We start from the raw sequence: 14,758 nt of genomic DNA, 5'->3' as shown, positions 1-14,758 counted from the left end.
GGCGCTTTACGCCGCGGCTTGCCCCGACCGGACGCTACTTGAGGACAGCCCGTACCACGTGAGCCACAGGCACATGAGAAGCGAGGAAATCAGCCAGATCGGACCCCCGATGCCGATCCCGAGCTGCTCACCGAGTGTCCACCCGGTTGCCGAAAGGATACCGAACGCCGAGCCGACGATTGCGGCCCATCGGGGCAGTATCCCGACGTTATCGCGGGCGTCGTAATACGCGACAAGCGCTGTCGCCAAGGCCAGCGCCCAGAATCCGTTACCCATGCCGCCGGAAAACGCCCACCAGGTCATGAAGGCGTTGGTGTCACCCCGGTCGGCCGCGACCGCGACCACCGATGCCTCGGCGACTGCGGTGGAGAACGTGGTCAGGGCGCCGAGAGCCATCACCATCCAGGCGGAACTCAGCATCGGCGAATGCCGGACCCGGGGGTCGAGCGCCAGGTTCAGGAACGAAGCGCCGGCGATCAGGAACAGCGCCGCTGCCGCCGTCCAATGGACCGTAGCCCATCGCCCATGGCCCTCGGCGATATTCTGCATCTGAACAGACAAATCCGCGTCCGGTGGCCCGTGAAAGACGAGCGCAGCCGCCAGCAGCAGCGTTCCGGTGGCGAGCCAGACACCGCCGGGCCCGCTCATGCTGTTATTATTCGTTTGCATCGGGAAAACCTCCTGTGGCCTTTGCCACGCCATGAAGTTTAGACCCGCGCCACGGTTGCCCGCTTCGGCGTAAATACCCACGCAGCGAGAAATTTTGGCTTGGGTAGGATTACCCAGATACGCCCATGCCGATCAGGCCGTGCTCGACCGCAAAGGCCGTGGCTGCCGCGCGCGTGCGCACGTTCAGTCGCGTCAGGATATCGCTAACGTGACGGTCTACCGTCCGCTGGCTCAGACTGAGCTCGCCGGCAATTTCCGGGTTGGTCAGGCCTGACGCGATCAGGCGCAGAACCTGCGTCTGTCTGGGGGTGAGAGCTTCGCTGCCTGTCGCCGTCATGATAGCCCGCAGCTTGCCGGCAACGGCTTCGTCGGGGCGCGCGCCGAGCTCGCGGAAAAGTCTTATCGCTTCGTCCAGTTCGGTCTGCGCCGCTTCAGTATCGCCGGTTGCGAGACAGGCCCGCGCTGTCAGCACCCGCATCCGGGCAAGATGATAGGGCGCCCGAAGGTCCCAGAGGATCTCCACTGCGCGCCGGATATGGGCCAATGCCTCCGCGGCTCGACCAGCATGGATCAGCACCCGCGCGGTAGCCTCGGCGGCTGCGGCGCGGACTGCATCCGCGGAATATTGGCGCGCGCAGTCGCGCAGTGTTTCGCACAGTTCCCAGGCGTCATCGGCCGAACCGACAGCGAGAGTGATTTCCACCGCAGCCGGCAAGAGGCGGAGTTTGCCCGGCATGTCATCGACCGACTGCAGTGCGCGGCGGATCGCCGAAAGGGCCGGCTGCTCGTGCCCCTGCTGCAATCGCATAAGCGCCAGTCCCGGCTGCGGATCGAACCCGAGCCTGCTCGCTGCGCGATAGGCGGCATCGGCCTCGTCCCATTGGCCGCGGAGGCGAAAGACCTCGCCCTTCTGGTAGAATGCCGGACCGGCGTGGTGCTTCGAGGGCCCCTGCTGAAGGCGGATGCTGGCGACACTGGCCTCGCGGCCGGCCTCGTCCCAGTGGCCGTCGAGGATCAGGATTTCGGCCCGGTGGATCAGGCATCGGCCGGTGAAGGCAACGATGTCGGGCTGTCCCGCGCACCATCCGATCAGCGCCGATGTCCATTCCCTCGCCCGGCTCGTGGCATGAAATTTCTGACAGATCTCGATCACGCTGCAGTAGACCAGCCCGGTAACGATCGGTGAGAGCCGGCCCGAGGTGACCGAAACCATCGCTTCGTCCAGCAGTTCGAAGCCGCGCACATAGTCGCCGCGCACGATCAATATCCGACCCTGAAGGTGGCGCGCGATAGCCAAGAGGTCCGGATCTTCGCAGCGCTGTCCGATCTCCGCGGCACGTGTTGCGTGGGTGAATGCTTCGTCCGGACTGTCGGCGGCGAGGCATTGTTCGACCATTGGGAGCTGAAGGTAACCTTGTTCTGCACATTCCGGCGCATGATCCGCGACCAACCGGTTGGCGCGGGTCAGCCATCCGCTGCCTTGGGCGAATTCGCCGCGAAACATCAGGGTGAGCCCGATCCAGAAGCCGCAACGCGCTGCGGATCGTTCGCGTCCGTTCCGGAGATGCTCTTCGAAGGCCCTCTCGTAGTCCCGAACGAATTCCTCCTCGCGCCCAAGCATGTAGGCGGCTTCCCCGAGGCGCTGGAGCTCGGCGCCGCCAAGTTCACTGCGGCGGTCTCTGTCTGACAGTTCGCGGTGAAGCCTGGACCAATCTCCGCGATTGGCTAGCTCCGCATACGGATCCGATGCAACCGCACCGTCTTCCGGCGACTTGTCGGGTGATCGGTCGGAGGGCGCGGGCATATCCTCAGAATAGCACATATCTTGCTGAGGAGGTGGCGGCAGGTTACCGATGTGGCAGAAGTTCGTTTCGGGCGCAATCGAGCCGTTCATCGCGTCCGCCGCCGAGGATCGGGAAGGGGTCGCGCTCTGCCGTCTGCAAGGTGTTTGTCCAGCGACTGTTGTGTGGCGAAACCGGCTAAAATCCCTGTCGTGTGAAACGTGTCATGGCCGCTTAGGGTGTCATTTCGCCCTCTACCGGAACCGCCCCCAACGTCGGCGCCTCTTGCTCGATATGATCCCACAGACGGTTCGAGATCGGCCCGTGCGGCCGGTCGCGGCGGCGCGCAACCACCAACTCCTCGGTACGGCCTGGCAGATGACGACCGGCAATGGATTGCAGGCGTCCGTCGCGCAGCTCTTCCTCGATCAGGAAGCGGGGCATGTGGCCCCATCCGAGGCCCTGCAGGATGATTTCCTTCTTCATGCCCTGATCGGCCACCATGCATTGCGGCGCACCCTCGATCATGAAGTAGTCTTGTTGCGGCGAATGGCGGGCCGTGTCGCGCATGACACATTGGGTGAACGCGTGCATCTGATCCGGCGTGATTGGGTGCTTGATGCGCTCCGGCAGAAAGCCCGACGCCACTACCGGAACAAATTGCACCTTGCACAGATCGATCCATTCCACCCGCGGGTCGCTCTTGTCGATCCAGTGCAGGATCAAATCGGCTTCGTCATCGAAGAGGCGCTCCCACGGGCCGCCCACCGCCTCGAAGTGCAGATGCAGGCGTGTGCCCGGACACTGGGCGAAGAACCGTGCGAGCATGCCCAGTGCCTGCGGACGCGGGCACAGGTCACCGATCACCACATGGATCTCGCTTTCTTCGCCCATTGACAGCTGAGCAGCATGAAGCCGCAAGCCCTCGAGCTCGCGCAGCAGCGATTGTGCCCTGCGATGGAACGACAGCCCTGCCTCGGTGGGGCGCACGCGATAGCCGCTGCGATCCAAAAGAACGAGGTCGAGTTGCCGTTCCAGCTTTGCCACGGCGGCGAATATAGCCGGGTGCGAGCGATGCAGCATGGCCGCCGCAGGCTGAAAGCCGCCGGAGCGGACCACGGCGTCGAAGCATTGCAGGTCGTGCAAGGTGAATTCGGCCATGTCAGCTTCTATTACAGAGATAGCCCTATCTTTGTAATATCATCAAAAGCGCGCCGCAACTAGGCTTTGCCACATTCAACGCTCCAAGAAGGAAGGTGTATTCACCATGAATAAGCTGGATTTCGTGACCGTCGGCGATGGTACCCGCATCGCCTACCGCATCCACGGCGACGCCGGGAAACCCGTGCTGATGCTGTCGAATTCCATCGCCACCACACTGCGGATGTGGGACATGCAGGTCAACGAGCTGTCGAAGCATTTCCGTGTTCTGCGCTATGATTTTCGCGGCCACGGAGGGTCGAGCGTTCCGGCCGGCGCTTATTCGCTCGACCGGCTTGGCCGCGACGTGATCGAGCTGCTCGATGCCCTGGCCATTGAACGCGTACACTTCCTTGGTCTGTCGTTGGGCGGCTTCGTCGGGCAGTGGCTCGGCATCCACGCGCCCGAGCGGATCGAACGATTGATCCTGAGCAACACCTCATCCTACCTCGGACCGGCAAAGCAGTTTGACGAGCGGATTGCCGCCGTGCTGCAGGCGCCGGATATGTCCGAAACCGCCGAGATGTTCCTGGGCAACTGGTTCCCTGAAAAAATGCTGGCGGCCAACGGGCCCGTCATCGAAGAATTTCGCGCCATGCTGCTGGCTATCGACCGGCAAGGCTTGGCTGGTTTGTTCGCGGCGGTTCGCGATGCGGACCTTCGCCGAACCATAGCGCTGATTTCCAGGCCAACGCTGGTGATCGCCGGCCGGCACGACACTGTGACAGCCGCCAGCCACAGCGAGCTGATCGCGGCGACGCTGCCCGGCGCAAAACTGGTTGTCCTGCCCGCGGTCCACTTGTCGAATGTCGAGTACCCCGCCGAATTCATGCAGGCCGTGCTCGGTTTTCTGCGCTGAGTTGGAGCACGGCGGGGATGCTGAGCGAATGCCGTTTCGAACATCACCCGCATGGACCGCAACCTATGATGCGCTAGCGCGCAGTGCAGGCTAGACTGGGCAATATCGATAGGGAATGACGGCTGACATGGAACTTGGCTTTCGCCCACTGACGCCCGATCTGTGGCCGGCACTCGAGGGCCTGTTCGGTGACAGCGCCGTCTGCAGTCGCTGTTGGTGTATGTACCGACGGATCGGTCGATCTTATCGAAAGCGGCCCGGCGAGGAAAACAAGGCAGCGTTCCGGCAAGCCGTCCAGCATGGTCCGCCTCCAGGTTTGCTTGCTTTCGACGGCGATACCGCTGTCGGATGGTGCCAGGTGACACCGCGAGATGCCCTGCCCTGGCTCGATCGGCTGTGGCAGATCAAGCGTGTGGATGATGCGCCGGTCTGGTCCTTGTCCTGCCTCTACGTGCGAAAACGATACCGCAGGCGGGGCGTAACATTCCAGCTGATTGCGGAAGCACTGGAAGTCGCAAGGCGCGCAAATGCTCCTGTGCTCGAAGCCTATCCTTTCGACGCCGACGTATCGCCGAGCGCTTCCGGCAGCGGATATGCCTCCACCTTCGCGCGCGCCGGGTTCAGGGTCGTCGCTCGCAGAACGCCGGCCCGCCCGATCATGCGCTATGATTTCAAGCAGATTGCCGATCATCGCCTGTGATCGCAGCTTGAAGTTTCGGCTATGGGTGGAAAGTTGTCATCCAGCCGCTATTGCGCCCGCTTCGCTTCTCGCTTTTGTGAGGATGGTCGTCTCCGGCGCAACGGCAAATTGCTCACAAAATGCATCGATGTGATGCTGGCCCCGACCCGCGTCTCCAACGGCAATAAGGGCCAAGCCCCAGGCGAGGTCTGTTTGCACATAGTTTTCCAACGAAAAACGTCGAAATTTCATCTTGGATCGTCGTTCGAAACTAGCAGCAATGTCCTTTAGTGCAGTGATTCTGGACCAGTCCTGCTGGGCAGCATTGAGCGCCGCCAAAGCTGCGCGTTCAACCTGATAGGAGCTATCGCTACTATAGAATGAGCACCAGTTGGGAATCCGGCCCGATGAATCAATCGGGTCAATGCAAAGGTCAAAATTCGCTGACATCGCCGTCCTTTTCCACCGGAAGCTTCCGCCTCTGAAAAGTGGCACAAAGTCGATCGAGACGCCCCAACAGGCGGAGAAGGTCATGCCTTTCAACATCTGAAATTTCAGCAGATAGCGTATGTGATCTGTTGGACGGCCAATCCAGAACAAATCCCCTACTCGTTGAAAATCGGATGCCAAGCCGCCTTCCAACGCTCCAGCGGCAATGTCGCCCAACGCTTTACCACGCTGAGGCTCACGACCGAGGTCTGGCTGCCGACGAAATCTTTCGATCAAGCGGGAGAACATCTAACCTCTTCAACGGCAATCGTAAATGTTGAGCGTCACCGGCGAACATTACTGAACGCAAACAGATTAATCAAAGCCGTAGCGAGGCTCACCGACATTGCAACAGCAAGACTAGACTTCCGCAGCGGATCGCAGCTTGGCAAGTCCCACGTCTCCGGCCGAACGAACTGGCTGGCGACCTTAGGTTGTAGGCGCGAAAGTCACCGTCGGGCGTGATTACCAACTCTGTGATGTTCGCCCGTTGTTTTCGATGTGATAGATCAGGTTGACAAGGTAGACCCTAGAACCCGTCAAAAGTGAGTAAATGGAGCTATTAGGGACAATGCGTTCGCCGGAAGAATGGTCAAGCAATGAAGACGCTCGTGCATACAGAGAACTCCGAACCCTAGTCGATAAATGGAAACGCCTCGGGACGAAGACCTATCCGGATGGAACGGAGTGGATTGGCCATACCCCGCATCGAGCGCCTCAAGCGTATTTGCATCAGCTGTACGCACCACTTGGCGCCATCGGAATTGGGCAGATGGAGTCTGAAATTTCGCGTCGACTCCCAGATAATTTCCGTTGCTTTCTCATGCTCCACAACGGGATAGGCCTGTTTGCGAATTATATAAGCGTCTATGGGCTGCGACGCAGCTGGTCACGCACGAATTTGGTGGAGGCGGGTCAACAACCCTTCTCCATACTGGAACCAAATATAAAGAGACGACCAGGCAATGCACCAGACGATGTTCTCTTTATTGGTGCGCTAGGGGACAATGACGATTTAATTGGCATGAATCCGGACGGGGGGGTCTTTCGCTGGGAGAGTGATGATCCTCTGTCCAATTCGACCAAGTCCTACTCAAGCGTGTTCACCTTCCTGCTGGAAGAAGCCAATGAGGCGGCGGCCCTGTTCGACCCGGATGGGCGCGAACACGACTGAACTCGGGCAGCAGGCGACAGGCTGACATTTAAACTGAATATCCCCGGTCGCTTTTTTCACATCAGATGCCGGAAGACCCGGCGACGCCGCGCCGCGCGCGAGTCTAGGTTAGAGGCCGAATTCCGGAGCCGACCGCAGCCACCATGCAGACCTATGATTTCATCATCGTCGGCTCCGGTTCGGCCGGCTCGGTCCTGGCCGAGAGACTGTCGGCTTCCGGCCGCTTCTCGGTGCTGGTGCTTGAGGCCGGCGGCAGCGACCGCCGCTTCTACGTGCAGATGCCGCTCGGCTACGGCAAGACCTTCTTCGACCCGGCGGTCAACTGGAACTACAAGGCCGAGCCGGACCCCGGTCTCGCCGGCAATGTCGACCACTGGCCGCGCGGCAAGCTGCTCGGCGGGTCGAGTTCGATCAACGCCATGGTCTGGATCAGGGGCGCGCGCGAGGATTTCGATGCCTGGCGGAATGCCGGCAATCCCGGCTGGGGCTTCGACGACCTGCTGCCTGCGTTCAAGGCGCTGGAAGACAACCAGGCCGGCGCCGACCAGTGGCGCGGCGTCGGCGGGCCGCTGCATGTCACCGACTGCTCGACCTCCGTCCATCCGCTCACCAAGCGTTATCTCGCCGCCGCCAATCAAGCCGGCCTGCCGCTCAACCCGGATTTCAACGGCGCCTCGCAGGAAGGCGTCGGCGTCTACCAGATCACCACCAGGAATGGCCGCCGCATGTCGGCGGCGCGCGCCTTCCTGCGCCCGGCAATGAAGCGCAAAAACGTCCGCGTCGAGATCAACGCGCTGGCGACAAAGATCCTGTTCGAGGGCAAGCGCGCCGTCGGTGTCGAGTATCTTCAGAATGGCGAGACAAAGACCGCCCGCGCCGGCCGCGAGGTCATCCTGTCGGGCGGCTCGGTCAATTCGCCCCAACTTCTCCAGCTCTCCGGTGTCGGTCCATCGGCGCTTCTTGCTGGTCTGGGCATTCCTGTCGTTCACGCCAACGAGAATGTCGGGGCAAACCTGCAGGACCATGTCGGCATCAACTACACTTTCAAGGGCAGGCTGCCGACGCTCAACCAGATCCTGCGCCCATGGTGGGGCAAACTGCTGGTCGGCATGCAGTACGTGTTTTTGCGGTCGGGCCCGCTGTCGCTGTCGATGAACAATGCCGGCGGCTTCTTCCGCACCGATCCGGCCACGGCACGGCCCAATATGCAGCTCTATTTCCAGGCGTTCTCGACCGTCATTCCGAAGAGCGGCGAACGCCCGATCCTGACGCCCGATCCATGGCCGGGCTTTTCCATCGGGCTGTCCAATTGCCGTCCGTCGAGCCGCGGCGAAATCATGATCCGCTCCGCCAATCCGCGCGATTATCCCAAAATCGTCGCCAATGCCTTTTCGACCGAGGCGGACGTCGCTGAAATGCTGGCGGCGGTGAAATTCGTCAGGAAGATCGCCTCGATGCCGGCGATGGCCGAGATCATCGAGGAAGAGGTTTTGCCCGGTCCCTCGATCACCTCCGACGCGGATCTCATTCAGGATTTCAGGAAGCGCTCGGGCACGGTCTATCATCCGGTCTCGACCTGCCGCATGGGGCCGGACCCGGCGCGCGCCGTCGTCGATCCGCGCCTGAAGGTGCATGGCCTCGAAGCCCTGCGCGTCATCGATGCCTCGATCTTTCCCGACAATATCACCGGCAACACCAACGCCGCCGCTATCATGACCGGATGGAAAGGCGCCGAACTGGTTCTGGAGGATCAAAAATGAAAATCACCGACGTCAAGACCTGGGTGGTCGGCAATCCGCCACCCGGCATCGGCGGCAAGTATTTCATCTTCGTCAAGCTCACCACCGATGGCGGCGTCGTCGGCTATGGCGAGGCCTACAACGCCACCTTCTCGGCCCATGTCACGGCGAGGATGGTCGAGGACATGGCCGAGCGTTACCTCGTCGGCCGCGACCCGCACGATGTCGAGAACTTCTTCCGCCGCGCCTATTCGTCCGGCTTCACCCAGAGGCCCGACGTGTCGGGCATGGGCTGTTTCTCGGCGCTGGAAATCGCCTGCTGGGACATTATCGGCAAGGAGGCCGGCAAGCCGGTCTACAAGCTGCTCGGCGGGCAGGTGCACGAAACGCTGCGTTCCTATACCTACCTCTACCCGCACAGCGGCAGCGTCCATTCGGAGGATGCGCGCGGCAAGAACGTCTACAACGATCCCGATATGGCCGCCGCCTGCGCGCTCGAATATGTCGAGCAGGGTTTTAACGCGGTCAAGCTCGACCCGGCCGGCCCCTACACCGCCTTTGACGGCCACCAGCCGCGCCTCGTCGACATCGACCTCTCCGCCCGAATGGTCAAGGCTATCCGCGAGGCGGTCGGCACTCGCGCCGATATCCTGTTCGGCACGCACGGCCAGTTCACAGCTTCGGGTGCACTGCGCCTCGCCCGCGCCATCGAACCCTACGATCCGCTGTGGTTCGAGGAGCCGGTGCCGCCCGACATGCCCGAGGTCATGGCTCAGGTGGCGCGCGGCACTTCGATCCCCATCGCGACAGGGGAAAGACTGACCACCAAGTTCGAATTTGCCCGCGTCATCGAGAACCGTGCGGCGACCATTCTTCAGCCCGACCTCGGCCGCTCCGGCGGCATTCTCGAAACCAAGAAGATCGCCGCCATGGCCGAAGCCTACCACATCCAGGTCGCGCCGCACTGCTACTGCGGACCGATCGTCGGCGCCGCCAACATCCAGCTTGCGGTGACGCTGCCCAATTTCCTCATTCTGGAATCGCTGAAACAGTGGGACGGTTTTCACGCGAAGCTGCTCAAGAAGAAGATCGAATGGCGGGACGGCAACGTCATCCCGTCGAAGGAGCCGGGCCTCGGCGTCGAGCTCGACGAAGCCGTCTGCGAGGCGCATCCCTGGACCGGCAAGGACCTGCATTTGCAGATGCTGCAGACGCCGTTGATGCCGTGAGCGCGCGTCAGAGCTATGCCTTCGTCGGTCTTGGCCATCTCGGCGGCCAGCTCGCCGCCAACCTGATCCACAACGGCTTTGCCGTCACCGTATTCGACCGCGACCAGGCGGCCGTCGAGCGGCTGGTGATGCTTGGTGCCGATGCCGCCAACAGCCCGGCTGATGCCGCTGGCCGCGCCGGCAATGCGATCACCTGCCTGCCCTCGCCAAAAGTCAGCGAGGCGGTGCTGGCCGGCCCCGGCGGATTGCTCGAAGGCCTGCCCGCAGGCGGCAGTTGGATCGAGATGTCGACCACTAGCCAAGACGAGATCGTGCGCCTTGCATCCCTCGCCTCGGCAAGAGGCGTCGAGACGCTCGAATGCCCGGTCACCGGCGGCGTGCATCTGGCAGCCGTCGGACAGATCACCGCGCTGGTCGGCGGCGACGCAGCGCTTTATGCGCGCCACCGCCCTGCCGTCGAGGCGATGTGCGCGCGCTCGTTCCTGATGGGTCCGGTCGGCTCGGCGGCGGTGATCAAGGTCATCACCAACATGCTGGCCTTCATCCATCTGGTCGCCGCCGGCGAAGCGCTGATGCTGGCCAAAAAGGGCGGGCTCGACCTTGCCCAGTCCTATCACGCCATCGTCGCCTCCTCCGGCAACAGCTTCGTCCATGAGACCGAAAGCCAGCTGGTGCTGAACGGCTCCTACGACATCGGCTTCACCATGGATCTGGCGTTGAAGGATCTCGGCTTCGCCCTCGGCATGGGTGAAAAATTCGGCGTGCCGCTCGAGATTGCCTCGCGCGTCGACGCAATCTTCAGGCAAGGCAAGCAGGCCTATGGCGGCAGCGCCTGGTCGACGATGATCGTGAAACTGCTCGAGGATGCCGTCGGCACCGACCTGCGCGCACCCGGTTTCCCGGCTAAACTCGCAAGTTGATATTGGCCGGATTATCAATCGATTTCAGTCGATTGGAGAGATCGCCGGAACCAGAGCCGCAGTCAACTGAATCAAAGTCTTAACAGCTTGATTCAATATCTCAGCGTCAATGCGCCGGGCAGGATCTCGAAAGTCGCTGGTATGCGACCCGGCGATTCGCCGTCTATGTCGATCAGCGCGGCGTTCTTTTGCACATCGCCGAGCGGCTCGACAACCACTTTCTTGCCGCGCAGGATGGTGATCGCAGGATGGTTGCGGTGCCGCCCGCCATAGAGCAGGCGGATGTCCCAGATCAGCTTCAGCTTGCCGGCGGCGCGCAGGATGACGATGTCGAACTCGCCGTCGTTAAGCTCGGCGTCGGGCGCGATCATCATGCCGCCGCCGAAGAATTTGCCGTTGGCCACCGCCACCAGCGCCATGCGCACCTCGACCGGGGCACCGTCGTCGATGGTGATCGCAACGTCCTGGAAGCGGTAACGGAGGAATTCCCAAACCGTGCGCCAGTAGAACAGCGCCTTGGCCGAAACCTTGCCCTTGCGCTTGTCGGCATTGACGGCACGGTCGGTAGCGCCGGAAAGCCCGAGGCTGGCGATGTTGATGAAATGGCGGCTGGCCAGTGCGCCATGGTCGTCGACATAGCTGATGCAGCCGGCATCGACCTTGCGCGGCTTGGCCTCGGCAATCCGCTTCAGCGTCAGATCGACATTGTTCGACAGGCCGAGCCCGCGGGCAAAGTCGATGCCGGTGCCGCAAGGCAGCAGCCCGAGTTCGGCCGTCCGGCCGCTTTCCCGGAAAGCCTTCAGCAGCCCGTCGGCGACTTCGCTGGCGGTGCCGTCGCCGCCGGCCGCGATCACCAGCTCGAAGCCGATGGCGGCAAGGTCGAGCGCCAGCCGTTCGGCATCCCCCTCGGCCTGCGTTTCACGCAGCTCGAAATCACCGAAATGTCTTTTCAGCGAAGCCGCAACCTCGGGCCAATGCCGCTTGAGCCTGCCGCCGCCGGCGATCGGATTGAGAACCACCGCGACCTTCAAGCCTGCCTCCCCAAGGCCATCGAACACGCCTTCCAATCATTTGCCGGCATTGAAGCCCGCGCCGGCCTGCGGGGCAAGGGTCGATTACCCGACAATGCGGCTTCGGCATCGAGGCGGCAAATCCCGACCGGCGGCGGCAGAGATCGGAAAGTCGCTATTTTGGCAGGGTCAGTCCCCGATAATCCCGCTATCCACAGGCATGCGGCAGTTCCGCCAAACGCTTATCCGACGTACGTTAAAACCCATCTCAGGCGGCTACCGATCGCCACGCCGAAAGGCAAAGCGGAACGGCGGATTTCCTGAGGCCCGTACGGCCCTGAACGAGAACAGGCTTGCTTGTTGGAGGGATGGACGCCGAGACCTACGGGGCCGCGGAAAGCGTGCGAACGCCGACGGCGGACCGATGCTGCCATGAAGGACGGCAAAAACCTTCGATGGCGCGCTGGGCAAAGCTCGCAAGAGTGGAGACCGGCGTGGTCCGGAACGGACGCTGCCCTCGGGTGGCGACTGGCAGGACCGTCAAAATCAAGGCCGGCATGGCGCGACATCTTTCGGGAGTTGCTGCCGCGACCGTGTCCTGATCTGACAGGGAGGCGCTGGGAGAAATCCCGGCGCCGACTGTCTTTGTGGCCCCGCCTGACGATTTTGCCGGCGACGCTTCACGCTGCGCCAAAATCAGCTACTATCCATTTGTCGTCGGGGGCCGTTTAAAGGGGCTGACGGCAGGGGGACATTTCATGACGCTCATCCAGAAGCTTGCTGTTGCCTATGCTTTCCTGTTCTTCGGCGTTGTTGCCATCGGCTATGTGCCGGCTTTCAACGACGCCGGCGGCAATCTGTTCGGCCTGTTCTCGCTGCAATGGTACGACGATTTGCTGCACGCCTTCTCCGGCGTCTGGGCGCTGGCCGCCGCCTTCATCTCGCACCGCCAGGCGGTGTTCTATTTCAAGCTGTTCGGCTCGGTCTATCTGTTCGACGGCGTGCTCGGCCTGGTCACCGGTTCCGGCTGCCTCGATGGCGGCATCTTCATCAACGGCTTCCGCTCCCTGAACGACATCGAATTCCCGGCCCGCTTCTTCGTCAACCTGCCGCACATCTTCATCGGCGGCTTCGCCGTCTATGTCGGGTTCTGGCTGTCGAAACGTGTGTACGACCATTTCGCCACGGCCTGACCGGCCATGTTCCTGTTCCGCTGGCTGAAGCGCATCATCAAGGCGATCCTCTGGCTCGTCGTCATTGTCGTGTTGATCCCGATCGCCGGGCTGGCCTACGGCTTTCTCACGACGCCGTCGCTGGACACAACACCATTGCCGGGGATCGCCGAGGGTGCCCCGCCAAAGGCGCTGGCCGACAAGGTCCGTGCCGAGATCCCCGGCTACCAGCGGCCGGAGGAATCGACCTTTCTGACCTATCCGGAATGGGCCATCGTCTACGCCGCCCGCGAATATGCCGGCTTCATCGACAAGAACCAGCCGAGTGGTTTTCCCTATCTCTCCTATATCGGCCGCTTCTGGCAGGACTATGCGATGGTCGTCCGCGCCAGCTCCGCCTACAAGTTCAACCTCAACAACCACCAGATGCTGGTGATCATCGGCACCAGCCACACGATCGAGCACGCAATCCAGTGGGCCTATGAAAATACGGTCGGCCGCATTACCGAAGCGACGGCCGGCAAGCGCACCGCCGTCGACATCTACCAGGCCAAGGTAGCGGCCGACTATGCTGGTTTTCTCGACCAGGTGCCGTGGTACCAGTTTCCCTATGCCGAAAAGCGTGCCGGCCTGTTTGCCGTCCAGCCGGCAGCGGACGACAGCGCCGTCCGCACCAGCGAACGCAAGCTCGCCTTCGGCCTCGCCTACACCATCAAGCAGGGTTACGCCGATCTGATCAAGTCGGCGCTCGCCGCCACCACCGACCCGGCCTTGCTCGACATCCACGTCTGGGCCAAGGGTCCGGTCAGCGAGGTGACCCGCAACGAGCCCGACACCTTGCTGGAGCGCGATCTCGGCGCCGACGGCACGGTCTTCGTCACCAGGCGCTATCAGGTGTTCACCGACATGATCCCGCGCCTGATCGGCAAGGGCGTCTCCTTCGTCGAGATCGGCGGCAATGACGAGATCATGGTCACCGTGCTTTCCAATGACGAGATCAATGTTCCCCAAGGCGCACGCACCTTGTTCAGCTACCCGCTTCCGGCGGAACCTTCGACGCGCCGCACCGGCCTGACCGTCGCCGTGCGCAAGCTGCACATCGTGCTGCCGGCGCTGATGACGGCAGGCGCCAGGCTCGAACACGTCTACGATTACTGAGGCCTTTCAGTCACAGCCGGCCTCGGCAAGACGCTGCGTGACGCTCCGCCACGCTCATTCCACAATCGCGGCCAAATCCCGCCTTGTTCCGCAACGATTGATGATGCCGTAGCACTTTGATCTTGCGCACATGCGCCGGGCAATTCGGAGGGACAAGACCGTGATCAAGACCGCCCTTGTCGCCATGACCATCGTCGGCTGCGACTGCGACGCCAGGCTTTGCGAATATATCGGCGAGACGCCCGCCAAGTGGTCGACCATCGCTGAATGCGAAGCGGCAATGAAAAGCCAGATGCTGCGCGAGCGCAATTTCGATTATCCGCTGGTCTCGGGCATCTGCCGGACACAGAACTCGTCTTCGTCATCGCAGCTCGCGGCGACCACTTCGGAGCCCGAATTGACGACGGCCAGCACGGCCGCGACAGAGCCGCTGCCAGCAGAACTGAGCCATCGGCCCAGTGCAGCGGTCGGAACGCAGGCGACGGCGACGGAAACAGAAGCCGTCCGGCCGGTCGCCTACGAAGCGGCGGTCGATGGCGGCAGCGCCCTGCTCTACCGCACGAAGACCGGGTACGCCGTGGTCAAGACCGATCTCGGCCGCGCCGCATCGGCAACGATCGGCATCGCCAGGCGCTCGGCGAACTGGCTGGCGGCGAAGCTGCCTGACGGTCTGTAACCG

15 protein-coding genes are annotated in these 14,758 nt (G+C 62.3%); 10 read left to right on the top strand and 5 right to left on the bottom strand.

Features of this window, described 5'->3' with window-relative positions; all coding sequences use genetic code 11:
- Positions 1-6: 6 nt before the first annotated feature.
- Positions 7-648, bottom strand: coding sequence for a hypothetical protein (locus NKI01_RS15625; RefSeq protein WP_352963802.1), 642 nt, complete (start codon positions 646-648; stop codon positions 7-9).
- Between the two features lie 130 nt (positions 649-778).
- Positions 779-2,065 carry a LuxR C-terminal-related transcriptional regulator gene (locus NKI01_RS15620; protein WP_352963799.1) on the bottom strand — a complete coding sequence of 429 codons (1,287 nt, stop codon included), beginning with the start codon at positions 2,063-2,065 and terminating at the stop codon, positions 779-781.
- On the opposite strand from NKI01_RS15620, the gene NKI01_RS15615 reads away from it, so the two are divergent.
- Complete coding sequence (locus NKI01_RS15615; protein ID WP_352846658.1) at positions 2,054-2,356, top strand: hypothetical protein; 303 nt, start codon at positions 2,054-2,056, stop codon at positions 2,354-2,356. The genes NKI01_RS15620 and NKI01_RS15615 overlap by 12 nt on opposite strands.
- A 328-nt stretch (positions 2,357-2,684) precedes the next feature.
- Here the strand turns inward: NKI01_RS15615 and NKI01_RS15610 are convergent, their stop codons facing one another.
- Positions 2,685-3,611 (bottom strand): LysR family transcriptional regulator, encoded by a 927-nt coding sequence (locus tag NKI01_RS15610; protein ID WP_352963796.1) that lies wholly within the window; start codon positions 3,609-3,611, stop codon positions 2,685-2,687.
- A 106-nt stretch (positions 3,612-3,717) separates the two neighbouring features.
- Here NKI01_RS15610 and NKI01_RS15605 point away from each other — a divergent pair, with 106 nt between their 5' ends.
- Both NKI01_RS15605 and NKI01_RS15600 read left to right on the top strand, forming a co-directional pair.
- Positions 3,718-4,509, top strand: coding sequence for an alpha/beta fold hydrolase (locus tag NKI01_RS15605; RefSeq protein ID WP_352963793.1), 792 nt, complete (start codon positions 3,718-3,720; stop codon positions 4,507-4,509).
- Positions 4,510-4,624: 115 nt separating this feature from the next.
- On the top strand, positions 4,625-5,209 hold the full coding sequence (locus tag NKI01_RS15600) for a GNAT family N-acetyltransferase (RefSeq protein ID WP_352963790.1): 585 nt from the start codon (positions 4,625-4,627) through the stop codon (positions 5,207-5,209).
- A gap of 36 nt (positions 5,210-5,245) precedes the next feature.
- On the opposite strand, the gene NKI01_RS15595 is transcribed toward NKI01_RS15600, so the two are convergent.
- Positions 5,246-5,926 (bottom strand): hypothetical protein, encoded by a 681-nt coding sequence (locus NKI01_RS15595; protein WP_352963787.1) that lies wholly within the window; start codon positions 5,924-5,926, stop codon positions 5,246-5,248.
- A 322-nt stretch (positions 5,927-6,248) separates the two neighbouring features.
- Between NKI01_RS15595 and NKI01_RS15590 the strand changes: the two genes are divergently transcribed.
- From NKI01_RS15590 to NKI01_RS15575, 4 genes are all read left to right on the top strand, one after another.
- Positions 6,249-6,851 (top strand): SMI1/KNR4 family protein, encoded by a 603-nt coding sequence (locus NKI01_RS15590; protein ID WP_352963783.1) that lies wholly within the window; start codon positions 6,249-6,251, stop codon positions 6,849-6,851.
- Positions 6,852-6,994: 143 nt separating this feature from the next.
- On the top strand, positions 6,995-8,611 hold the full coding sequence (locus tag NKI01_RS15585) for a GMC family oxidoreductase (protein ID WP_352963780.1): 1,617 nt from the start codon (positions 6,995-6,997) through the stop codon (positions 8,609-8,611).
- Positions 8,608-9,819 (top strand): mandelate racemase/muconate lactonizing enzyme family protein, encoded by a 1,212-nt coding sequence (locus tag NKI01_RS15580; RefSeq protein WP_352963777.1) that lies wholly within the window; start codon positions 8,608-8,610, stop codon positions 9,817-9,819. The genes NKI01_RS15585 and NKI01_RS15580 overlap by 4 nt, the downstream gene beginning before the upstream one ends.
- Positions 9,816-10,739: an NAD(P)-dependent oxidoreductase gene (locus tag NKI01_RS15575; RefSeq protein ID WP_352705278.1), complete on the top strand. Its 924-nt coding sequence runs from the start codon at positions 9,816-9,818 to the stop codon at positions 10,737-10,739. Before NKI01_RS15580 ends, NKI01_RS15575 begins: the two co-directional genes overlap by 4 nt.
- A gap of 92 nt (positions 10,740-10,831) precedes the next feature.
- On the opposite strand, the gene NKI01_RS15570 is transcribed toward NKI01_RS15575, so the two are convergent.
- Positions 10,832-11,770 carry a diacylglycerol/lipid kinase family protein gene (locus NKI01_RS15570; RefSeq protein WP_352963774.1) on the bottom strand — a complete coding sequence of 313 codons (939 nt, stop codon included), beginning with the start codon at positions 11,768-11,770 and terminating at the stop codon, positions 10,832-10,834.
- A gap of 737 nt (positions 11,771-12,507) precedes the next feature.
- On the opposite strand from NKI01_RS15570, the gene NKI01_RS15565 reads away from it, so the two are divergent.
- The 3 genes from NKI01_RS15565 to NKI01_RS15555 all read left to right on the top strand — a co-directional run bounded on the left by NKI01_RS15565 (position 12,508) and on the right by NKI01_RS15555 (position 14,755).
- Positions 12,508-12,942, top strand: a complete 435-nt coding sequence (locus tag NKI01_RS15565) for a hypothetical protein (protein WP_352963771.1) — start codon at positions 12,508-12,510, stop codon at positions 12,940-12,942.
- 6 nt (positions 12,943-12,948) lie between these two features.
- Positions 12,949-14,079, top strand: a complete 1,131-nt coding sequence (locus NKI01_RS15560; RefSeq protein ID WP_352640806.1) for a hypothetical protein — start codon at positions 12,949-12,951, stop codon at positions 14,077-14,079.
- A 160-nt stretch (positions 14,080-14,239) separates the two neighbouring features.
- The gene (locus NKI01_RS15555) at positions 14,240-14,755 is read left to right on the top strand and encodes a hypothetical protein (RefSeq protein ID WP_352963768.1); all 516 of its coding nucleotides are present in this window, start codon (positions 14,240-14,242) and stop codon (positions 14,753-14,755) included.
- The last annotated feature ends 3 nt before the right edge of the window (positions 14,756-14,758 follow it).

The sequence above is a fragment of the Mesorhizobium sp. M0815 genome, assembly GCF_040319995.1.
In the GTDB taxonomy this organism is placed as follows: Bacteria; Pseudomonadota; Alphaproteobacteria; order Rhizobiales; family Rhizobiaceae; genus Mesorhizobium.
The sequence above is the reverse complement of the archived record's forward strand: the minus strand, read 5'-3'. Positions and strand labels throughout refer to the sequence as shown.

Bases quoted from the DNA above. Each gene is read 5' to 3' on its own strand.
- NKI01_RS15625 (WP_352963802.1), bottom strand. From the start codon at position 648: ATGAGCGGGCCCGGCGGTGTCTGGCTCGCCACCGGAACGCTGCTGCTG.
- NKI01_RS15590 (WP_352963783.1), top strand. From the start codon at position 6,249: ATGCGTTCGCCGGAAGAATGGTCAAGCAATGAAGACGCTCGTGCATAC.
- NKI01_RS15610 (WP_352963796.1), bottom strand. From the start codon at position 3,611: ATGGCCGAATTCACCTTGCACGACCTGCAATGCTTCGACGCCGTGGTC.
- NKI01_RS15565 (WP_352963771.1), top strand. From the start codon at position 12,508: ATGACGCTCATCCAGAAGCTTGCTGTTGCCTATGCTTTCCTGTTCTTC.
- NKI01_RS15600 (WP_352963790.1), top strand. From the start codon at position 4,625: ATGACGGCTGACATGGAACTTGGCTTTCGCCCACTGACGCCCGATCTG.
- NKI01_RS15620 (WP_352963799.1), bottom strand. From the start codon at position 2,065: ATGGTCGAACAATGCCTCGCCGCCGACAGTCCGGACGAAGCATTCACC.
- NKI01_RS15580 (WP_352963777.1), top strand. From the start codon at position 8,608: ATGAAAATCACCGACGTCAAGACCTGGGTGGTCGGCAATCCGCCACCC.
- NKI01_RS15560 (WP_352640806.1), top strand. From the start codon at position 12,949: ATGTTCCTGTTCCGCTGGCTGAAGCGCATCATCAAGGCGATCCTCTGG.
- NKI01_RS15605 (WP_352963793.1), top strand. From the start codon at position 3,718: ATGAATAAGCTGGATTTCGTGACCGTCGGCGATGGTACCCGCATCGCC.
- NKI01_RS15595 (WP_352963787.1), bottom strand. From the start codon at position 5,926: ATGTTCTCCCGCTTGATCGAAAGATTTCGTCGGCAGCCAGACCTCGGT.
- NKI01_RS15585 (WP_352963780.1), top strand. From the start codon at position 6,995: ATGCAGACCTATGATTTCATCATCGTCGGCTCCGGTTCGGCCGGCTCG.